The sequence below is a fragment of the Bacillus sp. FJAT-52991 genome (assembly GCF_037201805.1).
Taxonomy (GTDB): Bacteria; Bacillota; Bacilli; order Bacillales; family Domibacillaceae; genus Bacillus_CE; species Bacillus_CE kandeliae.
The window spans coordinates 3507781-3529527 of record NZ_CP147404.1 but is presented as its reverse complement, the minus strand read 5'-3'; the positions used below and the strand labels follow the sequence as shown (position 1 = coordinate 3529527).

The window sequence follows — 21747 nt, the reverse complement described above, 5'->3', positions numbered from 1 at the left end:
GAATGTATAAGGCTTCAAAACAAGATTTATGGACAGGTCGAGTAGATAGTGTGGCAGACAAAGCCAGCTATCGACTCCATCAAGTCGTTCAATTATGTGATTTAAACAAACAGGGGTTAGCACAGGATGAACTAAAGACATGTGCCATTATTGGCTTTGAATGTGAAGAGGGAGTGAGAAGAAATAAAGGAAGAACAGGAGCTGCCGCAGCACCTAATGAAATTAGGATAGCTTTAGCAAAGCTTCCTTGGCATGGTCCTGAGGAAAGCATGATTATTGACGCGGGAAATGTGACTTGTGAAAACGAACAGCTTGAACAGGCTCAGCAAGAACTAGGAAAGTATGTCACTAAATTATTATCAAATAAAGCTACAACGATTATTTTAGGTGGCGGGCATGAAACGTTATATGGACATTATCTAGGAGTAAGGGAGTTCATTGGACAAGGTGCTTCTTTAGGGATTATCAACATCGATGCTCATTTTGATTTAAGACCGTATGATGAGCAAACGTCATCGGGGACGATGTTTAAGCAAATTTTGGATGAAGACCTGGCTTGCGGCTACTTGCCGATTGGCATTCAAAAATACGGGAATACGAAAGCATTATTTGAAACTGCACGGCGTTTTGAATGCGGTTACATTTTAGAAGATGAGATAACGAACGGTAATTTTACTCATGTTTTTTCAGTGATCGATCAGTTTGCGGCTAAACATGACTATCTAATACTTACGCTTTGTACGGACGTGATCAATGCCGCTTATGCACCAGGAGTAAGTGCGCCTTCTCCTTTTGGGTTGAATCCATTTGCGGTTCGTACGCTGATCACATACATTACACAGCTAGAGAAAACTCTCTCATTTGATGTGTCAGAAGTGAATCCTTCATTAGATGAAAACAACCGTACAGTCAGTCTTGCCGCTCATTTAATTAATGAAGCCATCATGAGTTTTTTTAAGGAGGAAAAAGGATGAACATCGAAGTGAATCAAGTCACTACCATATTTTTAGCAGTTGCGTTACTTGTTCTGGGTTCCTTTTTAATTAAAAAGGTAAGCATTTTTCAAAAATTTTGTATACCGGCACCGGTTGTAGGCGGCTTAATTTTTGCTCTGATCGTTACAACTTTAAAAGCTACGGGTGTCGCAGAAATCACGTTAGATACTTCTTTACAAAGCTTGTTCATGTTGGCTTTCTTCACGACGGTTGGTTTAGGTGCCAGCTTCAAGCTCGTTAAATTAGGAGGGAAGCTACTCATTATTTATTGGCTTGCCTGTGGGTTCTTGGCTCTTATGCAAAATGTGATTGGTATTTCACTTGCTTCTCTATTAGATATTGATCCGTTACTTGGAATTATGTCTGGTGCGGTTGCTATGGAAGGTGGGCACGGATCAGCGACTGCTTTTGGAACGACATTAGAAGAGATGGGCGTGGATTCAGCGTTAACGACCGGCTTAGCAGCTGCGACGCTTGGTTTAGTAGCGGGAGGATTAGTAGGTGGACCAACAGTAAAATATTTAATTTCGAAATATAATTTAACACCTGCTGAGCATGAAGTAGCAGCTAGTGTTGTTTCTGACGAAAAAGCGAAAGCGGATATTCATTCTGATACGTTTATTATGCAAGTTCTTTTAATTACATTGTGTATGTCTTTAGGCACTTATTTAGGTGAATTATTTTCAGAGAAAACGGGACTCGTTCTTCCGAGTTATGTTGGTGCGATGTTTGTGGCTGTGATTGTACGAAATGTGTTAGACCGTGTGAATGATCGTGTGATTGATATGAGAAGCATTAATCTTATTGGTGATGTGACACTCGGTATTTTCTTATCTATGGCGTTAATGAGCATTAAATTATGGGAAGTGGCCGACTTAGCTCTTCCAATCTTCATTATTGTAGCGGCGCAAGTAGTGTTTATTGTTCTTTTGGGCGTATTTGTATTGTTCCACTTACTTGGTAAAGATTATGATGCAGCCGTGATGGTTGGAGGATTTACTGGACATGGGTTAGGGGCAACACCAAATGCAATGGCAAACATGTCAGCCATCACCCAAAAATTCGGGCCATCCCAAAAAGCTTATTTAATTGTACCAATCGTTGGTGCCTTTCTTATCGACGTATTCGCTGTACCAATCATTCTTACGAGCATCAACCTATTTAGCTAAACATTTATCATAGGGTCAGATATTTATCACTATATAGTGATAAATATCTGACCCTTATTTGTTTATCCCGCTGTAAGACCCCCACTGATTGAAGTTTCATTTTATAAAACGTAGAGGAAGACGCTTAGGAAATGGGCCGTGCTACCAAGCATAATGAAGATATGGAATATTTCATGGAAGCCCATATGTTTGAATGAGAGGAAGTTCGGTTTGATCGCATAAATGATGCCGCCAATTGTATAAAATACGCCTCCGAGTACTAATAAAAGCAAGCCAGCAGTACTTAAATTAGCTGCTAGTGGCGAGATCGCAAAAATAATCATCCATCCCATCACAATGTATAGCATTGTAGAAAGCCATCTTGGGCATTGAAACCAAATCAGTTTAAATGCTACACCACATATAGCAGTAAGAGTGATGATTCCAAACAAGATCCAACCGCCGACACCGTTCAGGCTAATGAGACAAAAAGGAGCATAAGAACCGGCGATTAACACAAAAATCATTGAATGATCAAGCCGTCTCAATGCCGCAATTATATGGTCTTTGGCAATGACCATATGATATGTGGCTGATGCACTGTAAAGCAACATCATGCTGATACCAAAGATCGTTACTGCTGCGATAGCGACTGCTGAACCCATTGTGATGGAAGCTTTAATGACCATGGCTAATAGGGCAACAAAGGATAAAATGGCTCCAGCTAAGTGGGTTAAACCGTTAATGGGTTCTCTTATGTAAAGATTCATTTCAGAAACCTCCTGATTTCAATAAGTAGTTTTTGATACTACATAAAATAATATAATCATTTCGCTATGTAGTCAACATTTACCTGAAAATTATATTTAGGTATAATGGTTGGGGAAGGTGGAGGGTTTATATGGAGAAAATCAATGAAATCATCATGAAGCTAGGCTTAGACAATCAAGTGACTTTAGAAGATATACCGAATATTGACTTATATATGGATCAAGTGATTCAACTTTTTGAAAATACATTCAGCGATTCGAAACGAAATGAAGAAGAAAAAGTGTTGACGAAAACCATGATCAATAACTATGCGAAAGGAAAATTATTTTTTCCGATCAAACAAAAGAAGTATTCCAAGGAGCATATTTTATTAATTAGCTTGATTTATCAGCTTAAAGGAGCGTTATCGATTAATGATATTAAGCAGACTCTTGAAGGGATAAACGAGAAAGTGGTAGACGAGGAGATGAATTTAGATTCGTTCTATAATAGCTATCTTCATCTAGCGAATCAAAATGTGGAGCGTTTCAAGGAGAACGTTCAAACACAGGTGAAAGAGGTTAAGGAAGAGATGCAGGGGACGGATCCAGATCTTGAGCAAGCTCTTATGATTGCCTCACTTGTTCATATGAGCAATTTATATCGAAAAGCAGCAGAAAGACTAGTGGATGAACTATTCTTAACATCTTTGAAGGATTGAACGCGTGAAAGCGCCGTGGGTCAGACCCCACGGCGCTAGTTTTTATGCTTTTTCTTCAAATAGTTTTGTGATTTCGACGATTACTTGTACGGCTTTTTCCATATTATCTACGGAGACATATTCGAAGCGGCCGTGGAAGTTTTCGCCGCCAGTGAAAATGTTAGGTGTTGGCAGCCCCATATAAGATAGCTGCGAGCCATCCGTACCACCGCGAATTGGTTTCACGATTGGTTCAATGCCTAAATTTTTCATCGCTTCATAAGCAGTGTCGACAATTTCTTTGACCGGTTCAATTTTTTCTCTCATATTGTAGTATTGGTCGTTCATTTCGAGAAGGATGCGGTCTTCGCCGTATGTTTCTTGCAAGTTTTTGACGATGCAAGCCATCGTGTCTTTCCTTGCTTGGAAGTTGGCTTTATCGAAGTCACGAATGATGTAGTACATTTCTGTTTGTTCGACCTCACCATTGATTGAGATTAGATGGTAAAAACCTTCATAGCCTTCTGTGTATTCCGGTGCTTCTTCTGTCGGCAACTGGGCATTTAGCTCCATCGCAATTTTAGCGGAGTTCACCATTTTTCCTTTTGCTGTTCCGGGGTGGACGTTTTTCCCTTTGATGATGATTTTAGCTCCCGCGGCATTAAAGCTTTCATGCTCCAGTTCGCCGAGCGGGCCGCCATCAATCGTATAGGCAAACGCTGCATTGAAAGCATCCACATCGAATTTATGTGGGCCTCTGCCGATCTCTTCATCTGGTGTGAAGGCGACGCGGATTTTTCCGTGCTTGATTTCTGGATGGTTGATTAAATAAGCCATCGCTGTCATGATTTCGGTTACGCCGGCTTTATTGTCTGCACCGAGTAAAGTCGTTCCATCCGTTGTCACAAGTGTGTGTCCTTTATATTGTGGTAATTCAGGGAAGTCCTTTGGTGACAGGACGATTTGTAGTTCTTTGTTTAGTAAAATATCTTGTCCATCGTAGTTTTCAATGACTTGCGGCTGAACATTTTTGCCGGTAAAATCAGTTGCCGTATCGACATGGGCTAAAAATCCCATTACGGGAACCTCTTTTTCTGTGTTGGCAGGAAGCGTCGCCATGACATAGCCATTTTCATCAACCGTGACCTCTTTCATGCCGATTTCCTTTAGTTCCTCTTCAAGCATTCGGATGAGTGTCCATTGGCCCTCGGTAGAAGGAGTGGTTGTGCTAGCTTCATTCGATTGTGTGTCGACTTTTACATAGGAAGTAAATCGTTTAATTAGTTCATTTTTCAATGTCATTGCAACTCCTTTTGAAAATGGGTGTATTTATTTTATCACATATGAGATTTAAAGTATTAGTATGAATATTTAGTGAAATCTGGTTATTCGAAAAAAGAGAAGGTAAATATAGTCTCCATGCTTGCTTTCTATTTTAATTTCTCATAAACAATTTTTGGGATCGCTTTTTTGTAAAGGTAGTTAAATAAAATCCACTGTAAGAAAAAACACGCCTATATGACGTGTTTAAAAACTTGTTTTCATTAAGAACCTATTTTTTCTAATTGGCTCCAGGTTAATACTCTTCCATCTTTAGAACTTACAAAATAAGAAGAAGCTGCAAAACCTTCTGTTAAGGCATATACATCAAAGAAATAATATGTTACTCCATTTACTACTTGGTCCATTTCTGGATCGCTTCTTACTCCTGCGATCTTTGTGTCTATCTTTTTAGTTTTTATTAATATTTTTTTTGCTTCGCTTCTGCTAATTTTAGTATTCGACTCAGCTTTCAAGTAGCTTGAAGCTACATATCCTGCTTTACCATTATATTTAATTTTCGACCAGCCACCGGGCTCTTTGTTATACACATATACAACAGTCCCCTTTTTTAGAGAACCTACTATTTTTGCTCTAGGGCTTGGCTTTTCACGTACATTTAATGTCTTTGCAGTTACTGTAAAGTGCTGGTTCACTGCGCTTGCTTCTGCTTGTAATGAAGGGAACAGTAAACTAAATGACAAAAGAAAAACTAGAATATACTTCATACGATTAAACATTATCTAAATACACCCTTTCTTTTTGTTTATTACTTATATACTAAGAATTTATCATATTAATCCAAATATGTTAATAAGTTATTTGATTAGTTAACAAATAGCTTATAAAGAAATGGTGTAGTCAAGCTTCAAAAGACCTTGAAGAAACGGTTTAGGAAGCTTGCAAAGCCAACAACTAAGCGTAAAATAAACTGATAATAAGCTGCTTGGTTGAAGGATTCAGCTTCGGCAGTGAATATCTATTAATGGATAGAAATTTTTAAAGCTTAGGAGAACAGATCATTTTTCTAATGGTTGAATATGTTCGAAAAAAAAATGAGAAATGAGTGGGGTAAGGTATTTGTTAGATCAATAATATGAAACTGGAAAGGAGAAAAAGGAGACGACTATTATACATCTTTGGTGATGGTGTTCGCATTTTCGTTAAGAAAGAAGAAATATTAAATGGGGAAGAAAACTTTCTCTATGGAAAAGAAAGAAAAGCTCGAATTAATGTTGAAGACTGAGTATTTAATCCATAACTATATGTTGGCTTATGCGGTGTCTAATTTTATTATAAAACAAACTTGAAAATACCGACAAAATTTTGGACGTTTTCATTGACATAATCTTTTTTAAACAAAATGAAAGCAAGCATAGTCTCTCTATGCTTGCTTTATCACTTTAATATAGCGGAGGGCAGCTCCCTTATTTTTTCTTGATTGTAATCGTCCATTGGGCGTCGCCGCTTTGTTCGTAGTTGGTGACTTCGTGTCCTTCCTCAGCAGCCCAGCGAGGGATCGCTTCGGTTGCTTGCGTGCAGTCGAAGTCGATCGTTAGTTCGTCACCGCTTGCGAGTTCAGCCATTACTTCTTTTGCTTCTACTAATGGGAAAGGACAAACCATTCCTAGTACTTCTAATTTTTTTTGCATGATGTTTCCTCCTATCTGTATGATCAAGCCGTTTGAGAGCTGATTTTTACTTTTTTCGTGACTTTTTTTCTTGGTCTAACAATGGTAAAGTAAGCAGCTGTCCAAGTACCGAGAATCATGAAGGGTAAGGAAATCCAGCCTTGCCATGTGAATAGAGCTGTTTCCACTAAGCCGTTTCCGATCGAGCAGCCGCCAGCCAGACTCGCGCCCACGCCCATCAAGATGCCGCCAAATGCACTTTTGAGGCAAGTGCTCGCATCAGGTACTCGAAAACGGAATTCCCCGCTTCCTTTAGCTGCTACATATGAGCCGATCAGGATACCAAATACTAAAAATACGCCCCAGTTTAAAAATGAGTGATCTCCTGTTACTGCATATTGCAATATATTAGCTGATGGTGTCGTCACCCCAAGTCCAAACATTCTGCCAGTCGCTTCACTTAATGGCCAAGCAATAATGGCAATCAATCCAACGAGTGTCGCTGTGAAAAGGGGATGCCAACGTTTTTCAAATAGCAGATGGGCAAGCCCTGTTTTCTTGGGCTTCATTGTTGGGATTTTGACGCGCGATTTTGATAACTGTTTCCAGACTAATAAGCCTGTGATGCTAACAAGAAGAGCGACTAGTACCCATGGGGAGATGCCAAGTGTTCCATAAATCGTTTGTGCTTCTACTTGCTGAGATTGGATCGAAGCGGTGACTGATTTCAGCGCTCCGCCTTTCATCATGGCACTTGAAATCATATAAGTAGCAAGTGCCATCCAGCTTCCGATCAGTCCTTCACCTGCTCGATACCACGTGCCTGTCGCACAACCGCCAGCAAAGATGATGCCAACTCCAAACACAAATGCCCCAAAAATAGTCGCAAACCACATGAAATTACCGAATTCGAATTGGATTACCCCGAATAAATGCAGCAAATAGACTCCGATACTTTGAATGGAAATAGCGACTAAAAAAGCAATGAACATCCGATAATCTTTTGTTACATACATATCTCGAAATGCTCCAGTAATACAGAAACGTCCGCGCTGCATAACAAACCCGAGTAAACCACCGCATAATAACCCCGTTAAAATGAGCTGAACCATATGAGCACCCCTGTCTTAAAAAATAAATGATTTTTGTAAAAACAGTATAATTCTTTTAATCCGATAATTCAAGTAGGTATTAGCGGAAATTATAGAGGTTCTTGAATAGTTTGATTTTTATGGGAAGTTAGTACAAGATGACAATATAGGGCAAGGTATAAACATAAGACATAAGTGGAGGCTATGACATGGACGAGGAGAGAAAAAGAGAATTCCAACAAAGCGTAGATGCAGCATTTGATGAAGAAATAAAGAAAATTCATGAGCAATTGGATCAAGATTTATTGATCGCTCTTGTAGGAGAAGTGAATGCAGGAAAATCGTCAACGATTAATAAAATCATTGGCAAGGATGTAGCGAAAACCAATCCCCAGCCTGGAGAGACCATTAGTATTGACCCTTACAATTTAGCCGGATTGGAAAAAATAAAACTAATGGATACGCCGGGTTTAAATGACCCACATGATGAAAATCCGAAGAAAACGGAAGCGTTTATTGGCCAAGCTGATATCATTCTGTTTTTTACGAACGCGGCAGGAACGGTTTTCTCCGATAGCGAGAAAGCGAAGTTTCAAGAGATTGCGGCTCATAATGAAAACATCTTGATTGTGTTAAATAAGATTGATGCAGCAGAGGATATCGAAAATCTAGTGGAGTTTATTAAGCAGCATGCAGGTAGTCAGTACGATGTTGTTCCGATTTCTTCTAAAACAGGACAAAACATTGATGTATTAAAGGATCGGATATTGGAGTTACTCGAAAAAAAGGGGAAGGACATCCTGTTCGCAAAGAGCTTACAAGATAAATCTACTACGGCGAAGCGCTGGATTAATGCGGCAGGTGTATCCGCTGGAGTCATTGGTGCCTCACCGATACCCGGATCGGATGTCGTTCCTTTAACTGCTCTTCAAGTGGGGCTTACATTGAAATTAGCGACTCTTTACGACAAACCGTTAACGAAAAAGGCAGCGAAAGATTTAATCATTGTGACAGCAACAAAAACAGCGGGACAAACAGCATACAGACAAATCGTCAAGTTCGTTCCTGGTGCTGGATCCATCGCGGGTGGACTCGTTGCTTCATCCTTCACCCTCGCATTAGGGTACGGAATTAAATACGCTTATGAAAATAACATGCCGATAGACGAAGAAATCATTTTTGAGCTGTATAAAAAATACAAGAAACGCAAGGATTATAAACAGCAACCCGAAAACTAAGGCGAGACTATTAAAAGTCTCGCCTTAGTTTTTGAGTCCACTTTAGTATAATATGCTGAAGTAGATGTCTTATTAAAGACTCGTTTTTTCTTTTAAGATTGTTTGTTTATATAGTTCATCACTCGAGCCCAAGTTATTACTATAAGCCATGTCTTCAATACGTTCGATATTTTGCGGTTTAGTAAATAAGGTAACAAGGAGAATAGAGGTAAGTGAGATCAAAAGACCTGGAAATATTTGATGAATACCAAATGGTTGGCCGGCTATTTGCCAAATAACAGCTGTTAATAGGCCTGTCCATATAGATACTGTGCCCGCAGTTTCACTGACTCGTTTAAATAACATTCCGGCAATTACCGGGATTAGTAGCCCAGAGGTTAACATGGCCGTTCCGGCTACCCATAATGGAACAAGTTGTGGAATAGCTAATGCCATCACAAGTGCGATCACCGATAAAATGATGACAGATAATCGGCTATAGGCTAACATTTTTCTATCATCAGTAATCTTGAAGTACGGCTTGATAATATCGTTAGCAATGCTTGAAGCTCCCGCCATGAAAAAGGAGTCAGCACACGATACAATTGTGGCAACTAAAGCAATAATCATGACGACAACCATTGATAAAGGCATGATTTCATCGATTACTTGATAAAAGATTAGTGAAGGTTGGTCCGTTTTTATATTCAGTCCTAAGAAAGCGTACACGCCGGTTAGAATAATTAACACGCTTGTGATTAGTCCAACGATCCATGCGAGCCAGTTACTATTGATTGCTACTTTATCTGTTTTTGCTGCCCAAACACGTTGCCAATTATCTTGGCGTACAAATTGATAGGCCCCCAAAGTAAACATAAATACAAAAATACTGACAGTTGATATGCCAAAAATATCAATAAGTTGAGGCTGATTTATGGCAAGCGCATTTTCTTTTACTGTGCTCCATCCACCTGAAGATAGGGAAACAGCTACAAACAGTATGATAATACCTAATGTTTGGATCGTTCCTTGGATGGAATCAGCCCAAATTACTGCTTTAAGTCCACCGATATAGGTCTTTAGAGTAAGGAACACACAGCTAATAATGATCCCGGCAGTCATATTTAAACCAAACATTAAATTTAAAAAAGTGGCAATCGCGATAAATTGAAGTCCAGTGATGGATGCATAAGCTACTAGTATGCACAATAGGGCAGGCAGTCGAGATTTTTCTCCGTAACGAAGAGCAGTATAGTCAGGAAGTGTAACCATTTTATATTTTGTTCCTAGGTTGCGAATAGGTTTCAAGAAGAATAAGATCCATATGGCGCTGATAATATAGACAGGGAAAACCATCCATAGCATTCCAAGTCCGTTACTATAAGCATCTCCCATAAAACCGAGTAAGCTTGCACCACCTGTGGCAGTTCCTACAATAGATAAAATCATTGGGAAAGTAGGGATCGAACGGCCCGCTACATTATAATCATCGGAGGTCTTAACGCTTTTAAAGAAATAAAAGCTATGAGCTAAAATAGCTAAAGAATACAGAAACACCGCAATTAAAATAATTGTTTTTTCATTGGGATCAAACATGAGTAAACTCCTCCTTCTCCGCTTTCTTGAATACTAGTTCTCCATCCACCATTGTTAGTAAAACTTGAATATTTTTTAGATCTTCTGACTTAGTTTCAAAAGGGTCTTTATCCAAGACAATAAGGTCAGCATATTTACCAATAGCAAGAGAGCCGATGATTGTTTCATCAAACCCACTGTAGGCAGCGTCCACTGTATAGGCTTGAATGGCCTCTTTGACAGAAATCGCTTCTTCGGTTCCTAATTGCTGACCGCCAATCGTTTTACGAGTGACTGCCGCATAGATACCGTAAAAAGGATTTCCATGGCAAACAGGCATATCTGAATTTCCAGGAGCAATAATGCCATGCTTTTTAAAGCTTGCATGGGGAAACACATGTGCTGCGCGCTTTGAACCTAAATTATTGAGATAACTATCTCCAATAGAATAAATAAATCCAATAGAAGATGCGGCTATGATGTTTTGTTTAGCAATCCTTTTCAGGTGATCATCGGTTGGTAAGGCACAGTGCTCGATTCGATGACGTTTTTGTTTGTTATCTTCTAAAGAACCTGCCTGCTCAATAGCTTGCAAGGCCATTTCAATTGCTCGTTCGCCGATGCCATGAATAGAGACGCGCATATTATGTTGAATAGCTTGAGAGATGTGATCATTGATGGTTTGTTGTTTCATATGCAAAATCCCATAGTTATCCTGCTCTTGTTCATAAGGTTCTTCCACAGCTGCAGTTCTTCCGCCTACACTGCCATCAAGCATGTACTTTAACCCTTGAATATTTAAGTGGTCATTTCCGAAACCGCTTTCAATTCCGAGGTGAAGCAATTCTTTTTCACCCCCTGGCCATGCCATTTGACTAATTGCCCATAACCAGAGGCGGGTTTTAAGCCGTAATTTTCCTTCTTTTTTTAGTTGTTGATAGACAACCATCTCTTTTTGGGAAACAGCCATATCATGAACGGCAGTCACTCCCCATTCGAAGAAATGCTGCTGAGCTTTTTCCATCGCTTGTTTTAGTTGTTCTGTACTGAAAGAAGGTACTTTAAAAAGCATCATGGCATTTTCTTGAATTAGGCCGCTAATTTTTCCGGTTTTAGCGTCTCGGTGAAAATGTCCGCCTTCAGGATCTTCAGGATTAGAGCTTAGCCCGCTTACCTCAAAGGCTTTCCAATTGGCGACAGCATTGTGGACGCATGTTCGTGTGAGAAAAACAGGATGGTTAGGAGCCGCTTTATTCAATTCATCAATGGTAGGAAAGCGTTTCTCTTTTAATTTGCTATCATCCCATCCGGTTCCAATGATCCATTCGCCTTCAGGAAGTTCATCTGCTTTTCGTTTTACCTCGTATAACAAGTCTTGAATACTAGAAATTCGTTCATAACGAAGATCTAACTTGAGCAAATCCGCAGCGTAATGAAGCGGATGAGCGTGACTTTCAATTAGTCCCGGCAACATGGTTTTGTTTTTTATATCGAAAAGTTTTGTATGGGGACCTCGCAACTGATCGGCTACATCATCAAAGCCAATGATTCGGCCATTTTTTATGGCCAGTCTATTAGCTAGAGGGTATTGGTCGTCCATCGTATAAATGTTTGCGTTGTAAAGGATTTTGTCTGCGTACATGATCATTCTCTCCTTTTTCATTTTGTTTTCTTTATTGCAACTACCGTGCCAACCAAACATGGAGAATTCAATTGAAATTTTACGGAAAACGCTCCTTTTTCTATTTATTTAGTCACATAAAAAACACATTTGATCTAATAATGGATCGATAGTTTAAAAACGAATCATTTGTGTTTAAGGATTTTTTTAATTATGATCTAATAACGGTTCAATAATCTAATTATTCTGTCAAAAGAAAGAGGAGACGTAATGAAAGCGGAAGATTTTTATAATATTTTAGATAGTTTGCATGATGGATTTTATATTACTGATGTTCGTGGCATTACGGTATGGGTGAATGAAACGAGTTGCAAACGGTTGCAAAGAAAGAGAGAAGAGTTAATCGGCAAAAGTGTATATGATTTAGAGAAACAAAAATTATTTTCACCGTCTATTACTAGAATGGTATTGGAAAAAAACGGGCCAGTGTCCTTTATTCAAACTTTTCATGAAACGTTGCAAAAATATATTGTTAATGGACGAATTGTTACAGATGAAAAGGGAGAACCGAGATGGATAGTTACTCACGGGAGAATAGTTGACCAAGATTTTTCTTATTCAGATCAACAAAATGAAGTAGAGGCCATTTTACATCGCTATACACAAGAGCTGAGGAAATTTACGGTAAGTCAAGAATCTTCCACTGATAGAAATTTGTTGATAGGTGAAAGCCTAGAGTTTAAGAAGACGTTAGAGCAAGCGGAAAAAATTGCAACGGTTGATGCGTCCGTATTAATAACTGGAGAAACAGGGTGCGGAAAGAATTTGCTAGCCAACTATATTCATAAATTGAGCGATCGCCATAATAAACCTTTCATTCAAATTAATTGTGGAGCGATTCCTGACAGTTTATTAGAATCAGAATTGTTCGGATATCGAAAAGGAGCTTTTACTGGAGCTTCGGAAAAAGGAAAAATTGGTTTAGTGGAAATGGCCGAAGAAGGAACTCTTTTTCTGGATGAGATTGGCGAAATGCCGTTACACTTGCAGGTTAAAGTATTACAGTTAATACAAGATAAAACGTATTTACCCATTGGAGAAGTGCAGCTTCGTGTAGCAAATGTGCGGATTATTGCTGCAACCAATAAAGACTTGCGAAAATTGTCAGAGGAGGATTTGTTTCGGTCGGATTTATTTTATCGCTTAAACGTTCTATCTGTTCATATCGCTGCTTTACGAGAACGTCCTGAAGATATCTTTCTACTATTGCAACACTTTGTAAAAAGTTATAACAATAAATATAAAATGAATCGTACTCTTTCTAAAGAAGTAGTAGAAAGATTACAATCCTATCATTGGCCAGGAAATGTTAGAGAACTTGCTAATCTTATTGAGCGGTTAATAGTGATGTCGGAAACTGAACGTATACAATTATCTGATCTCCCTGAGCATATTATAAGAAAAATAGAACAACCACAAAATATAATTGAAAATCCGTCATTAAGAAAATATATTGATAGCGTTGAAAAAAATTATATACTGAATGCACTTGAAAAAGCGCGAACAACTAGACAAGCTGCTGCACTTCTCGATATTCCTCAATCTACTCTTATGAGGAAAATAAAAAAGTACAACATCCAATCTTCCCAGTATTGGCGAGGGTGAACATAGTTAAAAACGATCTTACAAGGGGATAACCCCCTTGTAAGATCGTTCTGATTCTAATTTAATGAATTTGCAACTTAGAAATCTTTTGTTTGAGTTCATCGCCCACTTCGTTTAGTTGTTCGGCGGAACCTGCGATGGTGGCGATGGCTCGTAGTTGTTCTTCCATGGAGGCGGTGATTTCTTCTGTTGAAGCGGAAGATTGTTGGGCGATCGCCGCTATGTGCTCAATGGATGCGAGTACTTCTCCTTTATGAACAGCTATTTTTTGTACTTCATGATCTACTTCATTAATGGATGAGACGATCTCTTTCACGGAATCGACAATAAGTTCAAAGGCCTGCTTCGTATCAGATACGGCCTTTGTTTGTTCGTTGTTTAAGCTTTGACTTAATTCAATTGCTTGCAAGGCTTGATCCGATTCACTAATGATGCCATTAAGTGTTTGGCGCACATCTCCAGTTGCTTGTGAGGATTGCTCAGCTAGCTTTCTCACTTCCTCGGCAACGACAGCAAAGCCTTTCCCGTGCTCTCCAGCTCTTGCCGCTTCAATCGATGCATTTAATGCTAAAAGATTCGTTTGATCCGAGATTGTATGAATCACAGACATGACACTTTCAATCTCATTTACTCTTACAGACAAGCGGTTCATAACTTCTACGACCGTATGACAAAGCTCGTTTGCTTCTTCTGATTTCAGTTGCAAACTAGTCATTTGAGCTAAGCCGGCTTGGCTTGCTTTATTAGCGGCCTGACTTTGTACATTCATTTTTTCATTTAACTGCTCGACCATTTCAATTTTTGTCGACAAATCTGCCATCTTCTTATTAGAGACTTCCACATCTTTTGCTTGTTGCGCTGTGCCGCTAGCAATTTCATCAATAGCACTGCTGATTTCTTGACTAGAAGCAGATGTTTCTTCTGATATCGCACTTAAGTTCTCAGCAGAAGCACTCGCCTGTTGAATGGAATGTTCAACCGTTGTGATGATCTCCCTTATATTAGTGGCCATGATATTAAAATCATTCGCTAAAATACCGATTTCATCTTTATTCTTAATATTTAAAGGTTCAACTGTTAAGTCTCCATGAGCTAATCGGTCGACTTGCTGTGTCACTAAATGAAGCGGCTTCGATAACGACCGAGTAAACCATATAATGACAGCAATACCGATAATAGTTGCTATCGCAATTGTTGCGGCAACAATGACTAACACTTCATTCGCTCCTGCGTTAAAATCCATTTTATATGTACCAGCAGAGACGACCCAGCCCCAGTTTGGATCAAGCGCACTATACACGATTTTTTCTCCCGTTTTCTCTGGATTGTTCGGTAGCTTCCATTCGTAAGTCGTAAATCCACCGCCATTTTGGGCGTTTTTAATGACTTCCTGAACAAAAGGCTTGCCATTTACATCCTTGGTGTCCCAAGAGTTATCCCCCTCATCAGAATAATGGGCAACATCGATTCCTTTTTCATTGAAGGCATTAAAATATCCATGCTCCCCAAGATCGACAGTATTTTTTATCTCTCTAATTCCGTCTTCTTCCTTAGGTCCAATTAAGTAAATTCTCGCCTGTTCCTGTGCTTCCCCAAGGGTCATGCTCCCATCTTCTACCTGTTGATTAAGCGCATCAATGATTTGCAGCGCCATTTCCACCCCATTTTTTAATGTTTTCTCTCCAGTTGTATCTAGATTTTTTTTCGAACTAAAGTAGGCAGATGTTCCAATCACTAAGCTAGGTAGTAATAACAACGTAATTGAAACAATCAGTAGCTTTGTTCGAATCGTCTTATTATTAAACATCTTTCTCCCCCTAATGACCTGTAAAAAAATTCTGAATAGTTATATTTTACTATTATCGGTTATTAGGGTAAAAATTTCAATTACCAATTATATAAACGGCAAAAACATTTACAACACTTACCTATCGATGTGTGATGAAAAAATAAGCGTTCGTGTAAAAACAGGCGCTCATTTTTTATCTTCTGTTGGTGTGTTTTTTACTTGGATATTACTTTCATCTTTTACACTGGGGCATAACGAGAACGAAGGGAGAAGGAATGATGGAGTTGGTAATTGATCAAGTGAGTAAATCTTATGGAAGCAAGCAGGTGCTCAAGGGGCTTGAGACGAAATCGGCAAACTTATATAACTTTACCGAACATATGACAGCTGTCATGAAAATATTCTTATTCCTGTGAATACCTCGTCTTTTTACTTGAAGCTAAAATGGATATAAAAAAGCAGGAGATGAGGAGATCAGAGTGGAAGTTACAACAAAAAGGATTCGGCTTCTTGATATTTTAAGAGGGTTTGCGGTGTTGGGGACATTAGGAACGAATATTTGGATATTTGCTTACCTTGGAGATTTATCCTATCTTTTAACGATTGATCATAATGAGTGGTGGGCTTCTTTCGATGATTTCATCCGGCTGTTTGTTTTGTTTTTAGTGAATGGAAAGATGCTTGGTTTATTAACGATCATGTTCGGTGTCGGTTTAGAGATGAAATATCAACAGTCTTTGCGCAGGAAAGCGGCGTGGCCAGGTGTATATTTATGGGCATCGTTGATTTTGCTTATGGAAGGCTTGATCCATTTCGTTCTTGTGATGGAGTATGATATTTTGATGAGCTATGGTGTCACAGCCATGATTGTTGCTTTCATTGTGAAGCGGGGAGATCGTGCGATAAAAAGAGCGATGATTGGGACGGGAAGCTTTCATGTAATAATGATTGTGCTTATATTGGTTAGTACAGTATCTGCCAATTTACAAGGTGCCAATATTTCACTTGGAAATATGGAGGAGATAGTCCAACTTTATAAAGAAGGCAGTTGGCTCGAGCAGGTTCAATACCGAACGAACAATTTTCTTTGGTTAAGAGGAGAAGCGATCTTTACGATTCCGATGAATATCTTTTTGTTTTTACTCGGTGTCACTCTGATGAGAAAAGGTGCGTTTGCTCCAGATCAAACGGGGAAAATGTGGCGAGCGCGCATGCTGAAATGGGGGCTTGCTGTCGGTTTGCCGCTAAATTTGCTTATTTTCGTGCCAGGGGGTGCCTTTGATTTTCCCGTTCGTTATTTATTTGCACCGATGTTATCGCTCGGCTATATCGGGCTGATTGCTTGGCTTGTGGAAAAAAATCAACGTTATTGGTTATGGCAGCGGCTCGAACAAGCCGGCAAGATGTCACTAACTTGTTATGTATTGCAAAATATTTTAGGAACGACGCTTTTTTACGGCTGGGGCTTGGGGCTTGGTGGAAAAGTAGAGGGGCTTGCTGTGATCATTATTTGGCTTTTGATCGTTGTGTTTCAGCTTACCTTTGCGTCACTTTGGTTGAGAAAATTTTCACTTGGCCCGATGGAGACGGCGCGCAAATATGTTACTCGCCTAATCAAGATGTAATGTTGGGGGCAATACTTTATGAGAAATAAAATATATCCGTCTGATCAAATGGAGAAATACTTACTGATTGACGTCATCGCTATCGCTTTTTTGTTTTATTATATGGTGACGACGGAAAGCATCATCGGCTTAACGGGCAATCTATTGTTATTTGTGGTGTTTTTGTTTGCCTTTTATATCGCGCTATGGCATCGGGATGGGCGACTCCTGGCTGCGTGTTTATTAGGGTTCATTGTGCTTACTATACTAGGTGTGTTGATGGACAGTTGGCTGCTTCTTTATGGTGGTATTTTTGCTGATTTATTAGGACGCTCTCGTTCGAAGCGGCATATAGCTGTTGGAATGGCCGCGATCGTGGGGATGTTTTTTACCGTACATGGAGTGGTTGATGGCAACCCGACAGCTTTTTTGCAAACAGTTGAATTGCCTATCATGATGATTCTGCTAGCATTGCCGATCGTGATCTTTGCAAACGAGCAGGCCGAACATTTGAAGCAAGAGTTAAACGATACGAATGAACGTCTGATTCAAGAAGAGGAGCGCCACCGAATTGCAAGGGATCTTCATGATACCCTTGGCCAAACGTTAACGATGATTAAACTAAAAAGTGAATTAACGATGAGGCTCATGGAAAAAGATGTCGATCAGGCTAAGCAGGAGCTGACGGATATTCGTGATACGTCAAGGACGGCACTGAAACAAGTGCGAGAAATGGTGGAGACGATGAGGTGGGTGTCATTAGAACAAGAGTTGCAATATGCAGAAAAAGCACTGGATGCTGCTGGTGTGAACTTTGAAGTCAACAACAAGGTTCTCAATATATCATTGTCAAAGCTAAATGAAACGATGACGGCGTTGTCCATTAGAGAAGCTGTGACGAATATTATGAAGCATAGTCAGGCGAGCAGTTGTCAGTTAACGGTTACGAATGAAGGTAGCTTCGTATTTCTCCAGCTAATTGATAATGGCGTGGGGCTAAAGCAAATATCGAGTGGCAATGGCCTGTCATCTATGAAGGAACGAATGAAATTGATTAGCGGCCAGGCGGTTATTGAAGAAGGATCAAACGGTGGTGTCGTAGTGACATTGAAAGTCCCAGTTTAGGAAGAAAGGAAAGAGAAGAGATGATACGCATAGTCATGGCAGAAGATCAGAAAATGCTAAGCGGTGCAATGGCCTCATTGCTAAAATTAGAGGACGATATTGAAGTCGTTGCCGAGGTAGCGGACGGCAAACAAGCATTAGCGGCGATTGAGGCGAAACAGCCGGACGTGTGCTTACTTGATATTGAAATGCCTTATGTTACTGGTCTAGAAATCGCAGAGAGACTGCGGGAGCAAGGCAGTTCTTGTAAGATCATTATTGTCACAACGTTTACTCGTCCCGGCTACTTGCAAAAAGCGATGAATCTGAAAGTGGAAGGGTATTTGTTGAAGGATGAACCGATCGACTTTTTAATTGCGACGATTCGAAAAGTGGTGAATGGCGAACGAGTGATCAGTACAGATCTCGCTGCTGCTCTTTTTTTAAACGAAGCCAGTCCCTTGACTGATAGGGAACAAGAAGTGTTAAGGTTGACAAAGTCAGGAATGACAACTGGCCAAATCGCCAAGACCTTATTTTTAACAAACGGGACAGTCCGTAATTATTTATCGTCTGCGATTCAAAAGCTAGAAACGGAATCAAGGCAACAGGCGGTACGAATCGCGGAGGAAAAAGGCTGGATTTAGTGAAAAGTAGCCTTTTTAAAATAGATAATAGCCTTGAAAGCATAACCCTTGAATTCGACCGACATTGGTTCAATTCAAGGGTTATTTTTTGTGGGAAAATCATTTATTTAAAATTAAAAAAATTAATCGTCCGAATAGTGATTATTAACTTTTTTTAATTTGTTACTTGACGAAATAATATTTTTAATATAAATTAAGTTACGAAAAGTAATCAAATGATTATTATATTCTAATGTTCAAAAAGGAGAGTTTTCATATGACAAAGAAGCATGAATTAGGTGCCCTTATTTTACGAGTAATTTTAGGTTTGACATTTTTCATTCATGGGTTGGCAAAGTTCCAAGGAGGAATTGAGAATATTGCTGGCTGGTTTGACAGCATTGGCATTCCGAGCTTTATGGCGTACATCGTGGCTGCTATTGAATTAGTTGGCGGTGCAGCAATGATTTTAGGATTAGGTACACGCATTATTGCTGCTCTATTTGTGATTGTCATGATTGGAGCGATTTCAAAAGTAAAATTAGAAGCTGGATTTATGGGGAACGGCGAAATGGCGGGTTATGAACTAGATGTAGCCTTACTAGCAATGTCTGTTTATCTTGTCATTGCAGGCAGCTCTCTTTATTCACTAGGACAATTGGTCATCGGTAAAGATAGCAACGAAAAATAAGAATGGTGGAGAAGGCATCCTATTGTGATTGAGTGGGATGGCTTTTTTGATTTTGCGTCAATTTCTTTGACTTTGTAGTAGTTTCTTTGACCTTACGAGCAATTTCTCGGACATTGTGGTCATTTCTTTGACTTTGTGATGGATTTCTTTGACTTTGTGTCATTTTCTTTGACCTTACGAAGCCGTTCTCCGACTTTCCAGCACTTTCTTCAATTAGTCGCCACAACCTATATTTTCCCATATTAAATAAAAGTAAATTTAGAGGGTTTCACGCATATTCCCGAGAAGTGATTAATATACATAGTTACATTGAAGGTTTTACGACTTCATTCAGAAAGGAGGCTGTCGCCAAGTGGATGAGAAGTTGTTGTCGTTAGCTTTTTCAGTAGAAGCAAATAAAGGCGTGTATGCATTATTGCTTGGCTCTGGCATTTCTTATGCAGCAGGGATTCCTACAGGGCGTGGGGTGTTGCGGGAGCTTTGCCGGCGGATGATGCAGGTGAGCGGTGACAATGAAGAAGATCCAATGGAATGGTATGAGAAAAAATATGGGAGAACACCTCTGTATAATGAAGTAATTGAAATATTGGCGAAAACATCATCAGAGCGAAATGGCTTGTTAAAGGAATTTTTCGAACCAACGCCTGAAGAGATCAAAGAGCGGCAAAAGATACCGACCGATGCACATCATGCGATTGCCAAATTAGTTCAAAAAGGTTATGTCAAAGTGATTGTTACGACTAATTTTGACCGGCTGCTAGAACATGCGCTTGATGAGCTAAGTATTCAGTACCAAACGGTGTATCATCAAACGGATATCGAGGGAATGAAGCCATTAGCTCATGCCCAATGTACAATTTTGAAAATTAACGGAGATTATCGCGATACTCGTTTTAAAAATGTAACGGATGAACTGGACCACTATTCAGAATCATTGGAACGGATGATCCATCGGGTATTTGATGAATATGGGGTGATTGTTTCAGGATGGTCTGCTGAATGGGATACGGCTTTGCGGGATATTATTAAATCGGTGAAAGGGCGGCGCTATTCGTGGTACTGGCATGCCTTTACTGAAAACTTAACTCCTCATGCCGAAGATTTAATTAAATTTCGTGATGCTTGTAAAATTGTTGATACGCGCGGAGCCGATTCTTTTTTTACGGACTTATATGAGAATGTATCGAATATATCGAAAGTGAAAAGGGTAAGCCCAGAGCATATTCAAATTAAAATGAAGCGGCTGAAGCGTTATATTACGGATAATCAAGAAATTGATTTGCGCGAGATGGTGACGGAGCATACGAAAGAGCTTGTGGCGTTTTTAGTGACGCAAAATTACGATGGCCATATTACTCCGCCATCCGTTATGGAAAAAGTACAAATGGTCAAAGAGCAAAGCCGAGCGTTATCGATGCTGCTCGCCGTGTTAGCTTACTATATGAAAAAGGAGGAGCAAGAAGCGTTAATCATGCAAACATTAGAGCGGCTGACGGGATTAAGACGACATCGTGGACAACCTCATCTCCTTAGTTTACAGCAAATGCCGCTTCAAGCTGCTCTTTATAGCATCGGTATTGCTGCGGTGATGAAGAAGAATTATCAACTATTGAGCTTGCTTTTTACCCGTCCGAAAGTGCAGGACCCTTACAGTCACAACCTGTCATTTTTGAAATATACCTCTCCTTCATTAGGGCTTGAGCGTTTATTTCACTATGTTTCTTCTGACAAAGCCTATCACTTGCCGATGGAGACCGTTTTTATTTATCCATATATGAAACAGGTATTCATTGATACACAGCTCGCCTTTGATGAAGCCGAGTTTGAACGGTATTATGATATTTTTGAATTGCTTCGAGCGATTCAACATCGTCATAGCGAGGAGAGCGGCTATATTTGCGGGCGTTTTGGCTTCAATAGCAACCGCGAACATCTCATTCGCTTTTTAAAAGAAGGAAGAGAAGATGACAATTGGCCAGTGTTAGCCATTTGTAATGGAAGCAGAGAAGCGTTCATGGCGGCTCTTGAAAAACTAGTCCAAGATTTAGATGAAAACGAGTCATTTAATGGTCATGGATTCATTCATGCGTATATTGGAAATCCGTAAAGAACCTGTTGTGAAGCAGGTTCTTTTTTTTAAGAAATTCTTAAGAATTATCCTCACCTTTTATTAAGATCTGCCCGTTACAATGGCCTTAATGAACACATGATATACTTTCG

At 39.6% G+C, this 21747-nt stretch carries 19 protein-coding genes and 1 pseudogene; 11 read left to right on the top strand and 9 right to left on the bottom strand.

Going from position 1 to position 21747, the window contains the following annotated elements; all coding sequences use genetic code 11:
- Positions 1-2 precede the first annotated feature (2 nt).
- Entirely contained in the window at positions 3-974 is a 972-nt protein-coding gene (gene hutG, locus WDJ61_RS17910; protein WP_338752242.1) for a formimidoylglutamase, read from the top strand.
- Positions 971-2164: a sodium/glutamate symporter gene (gene gltS, locus WDJ61_RS17905; RefSeq protein WP_338752240.1), complete on the top strand. Its 1194-nt coding sequence runs from the start codon at positions 971-973 to the stop codon at positions 2162-2164. The genes hutG and gltS overlap by 4 nt, the downstream gene beginning before the upstream one ends.
- Before the next feature lie 101 nt (positions 2165-2265).
- Here gltS and trhA read toward each other — a convergent pair whose 3' ends face one another.
- Complete coding sequence (trhA, locus tag WDJ61_RS17900; protein ID WP_338752238.1) at positions 2266-2913, bottom strand: PAQR family membrane homeostasis protein TrhA; 648 nt, start codon at positions 2911-2913, stop codon at positions 2266-2268.
- A 131-nt stretch (positions 2914-3044) separates the two neighbouring features.
- On the opposite strand from trhA, the gene WDJ61_RS17895 reads away from it, so the two are divergent.
- Entirely contained in the window at positions 3045-3614 is a 570-nt protein-coding gene (locus tag WDJ61_RS17895) for a DUF1836 domain-containing protein (RefSeq protein WP_338752236.1), read from the top strand.
- Positions 3615-3656: 42 nt separating this feature from the next.
- On the opposite strand, the gene pepT is transcribed toward WDJ61_RS17895, so the two are convergent.
- The 4 genes from pepT to WDJ61_RS17875 form a co-directional block, all read right to left on the bottom strand.
- Positions 3657-4889, bottom strand: coding sequence for a peptidase T (gene pepT / locus WDJ61_RS17890; protein ID WP_338752234.1), 1233 nt, complete (start codon positions 4887-4889; stop codon positions 3657-3659).
- Between the two features lie 248 nt (positions 4890-5137).
- Positions 5138-5653, bottom strand: coding sequence for an SH3 domain-containing protein (locus WDJ61_RS17885; RefSeq protein ID WP_338752232.1), 516 nt, complete (start codon positions 5651-5653; stop codon positions 5138-5140).
- 687 nt (positions 5654-6340) lie between these two features.
- The gene (locus tag WDJ61_RS17880) at positions 6341-6565 is read right to left on the bottom strand and encodes a sulfurtransferase TusA family protein (RefSeq protein ID WP_338752230.1); all 225 of its coding nucleotides are present in this window, start codon (positions 6563-6565) and stop codon (positions 6341-6343) included.
- 23 nt (positions 6566-6588) lie between these two features.
- A complete protein-coding gene (locus tag WDJ61_RS17875; protein ID WP_338752228.1) occupies positions 6589-7656 on the bottom strand; it encodes a YeeE/YedE family protein in 1068 nt (355 codons plus the stop codon).
- 188 nt (positions 7657-7844) lie between these two features.
- Between WDJ61_RS17875 and WDJ61_RS17870 the strand changes: the two genes are divergently transcribed.
- A complete protein-coding gene (locus WDJ61_RS17870) occupies positions 7845-8873 on the top strand; it encodes a GTPase (RefSeq protein ID WP_338752226.1) in 1029 nt (342 codons plus the stop codon).
- 72 nt (positions 8874-8945) lie between these two features.
- Here the strand turns inward: WDJ61_RS17870 and WDJ61_RS17865 are convergent, their stop codons facing one another.
- Both WDJ61_RS17865 and WDJ61_RS17860 read right to left on the bottom strand, forming a co-directional pair.
- On the bottom strand, positions 8946-10448 hold the full coding sequence (locus WDJ61_RS17865; protein ID WP_338752224.1) for a sodium:solute symporter family protein: 1503 nt from the start codon (positions 10446-10448) through the stop codon (positions 8946-8948).
- Positions 10441-12069, bottom strand: coding sequence for an amidohydrolase (locus WDJ61_RS17860; RefSeq protein ID WP_338752222.1), 1629 nt, complete (start codon positions 12067-12069; stop codon positions 10441-10443). Before WDJ61_RS17860 ends, WDJ61_RS17865 begins: the two co-directional genes overlap by 8 nt.
- A 249-nt stretch (positions 12070-12318) precedes the next feature.
- On the opposite strand from WDJ61_RS17860, the gene WDJ61_RS17855 reads away from it, so the two are divergent.
- Positions 12319-13713 carry a sigma-54 interaction domain-containing protein gene (locus WDJ61_RS17855; protein ID WP_338752220.1) on the top strand — a complete coding sequence of 465 codons (1395 nt, stop codon included), beginning with the start codon at positions 12319-12321 and terminating at the stop codon, positions 13711-13713.
- Between the two features lie 61 nt (positions 13714-13774).
- Here WDJ61_RS17855 and WDJ61_RS19180 read toward each other — a convergent pair whose 3' ends face one another.
- Positions 13775-14725, bottom strand: a complete 951-nt coding sequence (locus WDJ61_RS19180; protein WP_413789108.1) for a methyl-accepting chemotaxis protein — start codon at positions 14723-14725, stop codon at positions 13775-13777.
- Positions 14717-15520 (bottom strand): annotated as a pseudogene (locus WDJ61_RS19175) (cache domain-containing protein); the annotation flags it as partial. The pseudogene WDJ61_RS19175 and the gene WDJ61_RS19180, both read right to left, overlap by 9 nt.
- 260 nt (positions 15521-15780) lie before the next feature.
- Here WDJ61_RS19175 and WDJ61_RS17845 point away from each other — a divergent pair.
- From WDJ61_RS17845 to WDJ61_RS17820, 6 genes are all read left to right on the top strand, one after another.
- Positions 15781-15918, top strand: coding sequence for a hypothetical protein (locus WDJ61_RS17845; protein ID WP_338752216.1), 138 nt, complete (start codon positions 15781-15783; stop codon positions 15916-15918).
- A 63-nt stretch (positions 15919-15981) separates the two neighbouring features.
- Positions 15982-17127 (top strand): DUF418 domain-containing protein, encoded by a 1146-nt coding sequence (locus tag WDJ61_RS17840; RefSeq protein WP_338752214.1) that lies wholly within the window; start codon positions 15982-15984, stop codon positions 17125-17127.
- An 18-nt stretch (positions 17128-17145) separates the two neighbouring features.
- On the top strand, positions 17146-18231 hold the full coding sequence (locus WDJ61_RS17835; RefSeq protein ID WP_338752212.1) for a sensor histidine kinase: 1086 nt from the start codon (positions 17146-17148) through the stop codon (positions 18229-18231).
- A 20-nt stretch (positions 18232-18251) separates the two neighbouring features.
- Entirely contained in the window at positions 18252-18857 is a 606-nt protein-coding gene (locus WDJ61_RS17830) for a response regulator transcription factor (protein WP_338752210.1), read from the top strand.
- Between the two features lie 256 nt (positions 18858-19113).
- The gene (locus WDJ61_RS17825) at positions 19114-19527 is read left to right on the top strand and encodes a DoxX family protein (RefSeq protein WP_338752208.1); all 414 of its coding nucleotides are present in this window, start codon (positions 19114-19116) and stop codon (positions 19525-19527) included.
- 352 nt (positions 19528-19879) lie between these two features.
- On the top strand, positions 19880-21634 hold the full coding sequence (locus WDJ61_RS17820) for an SIR2 family protein (RefSeq protein WP_338752206.1): 1755 nt from the start codon (positions 19880-19882) through the stop codon (positions 21632-21634).
- The last annotated feature ends 113 nt before the right edge of the window (positions 21635-21747 follow it).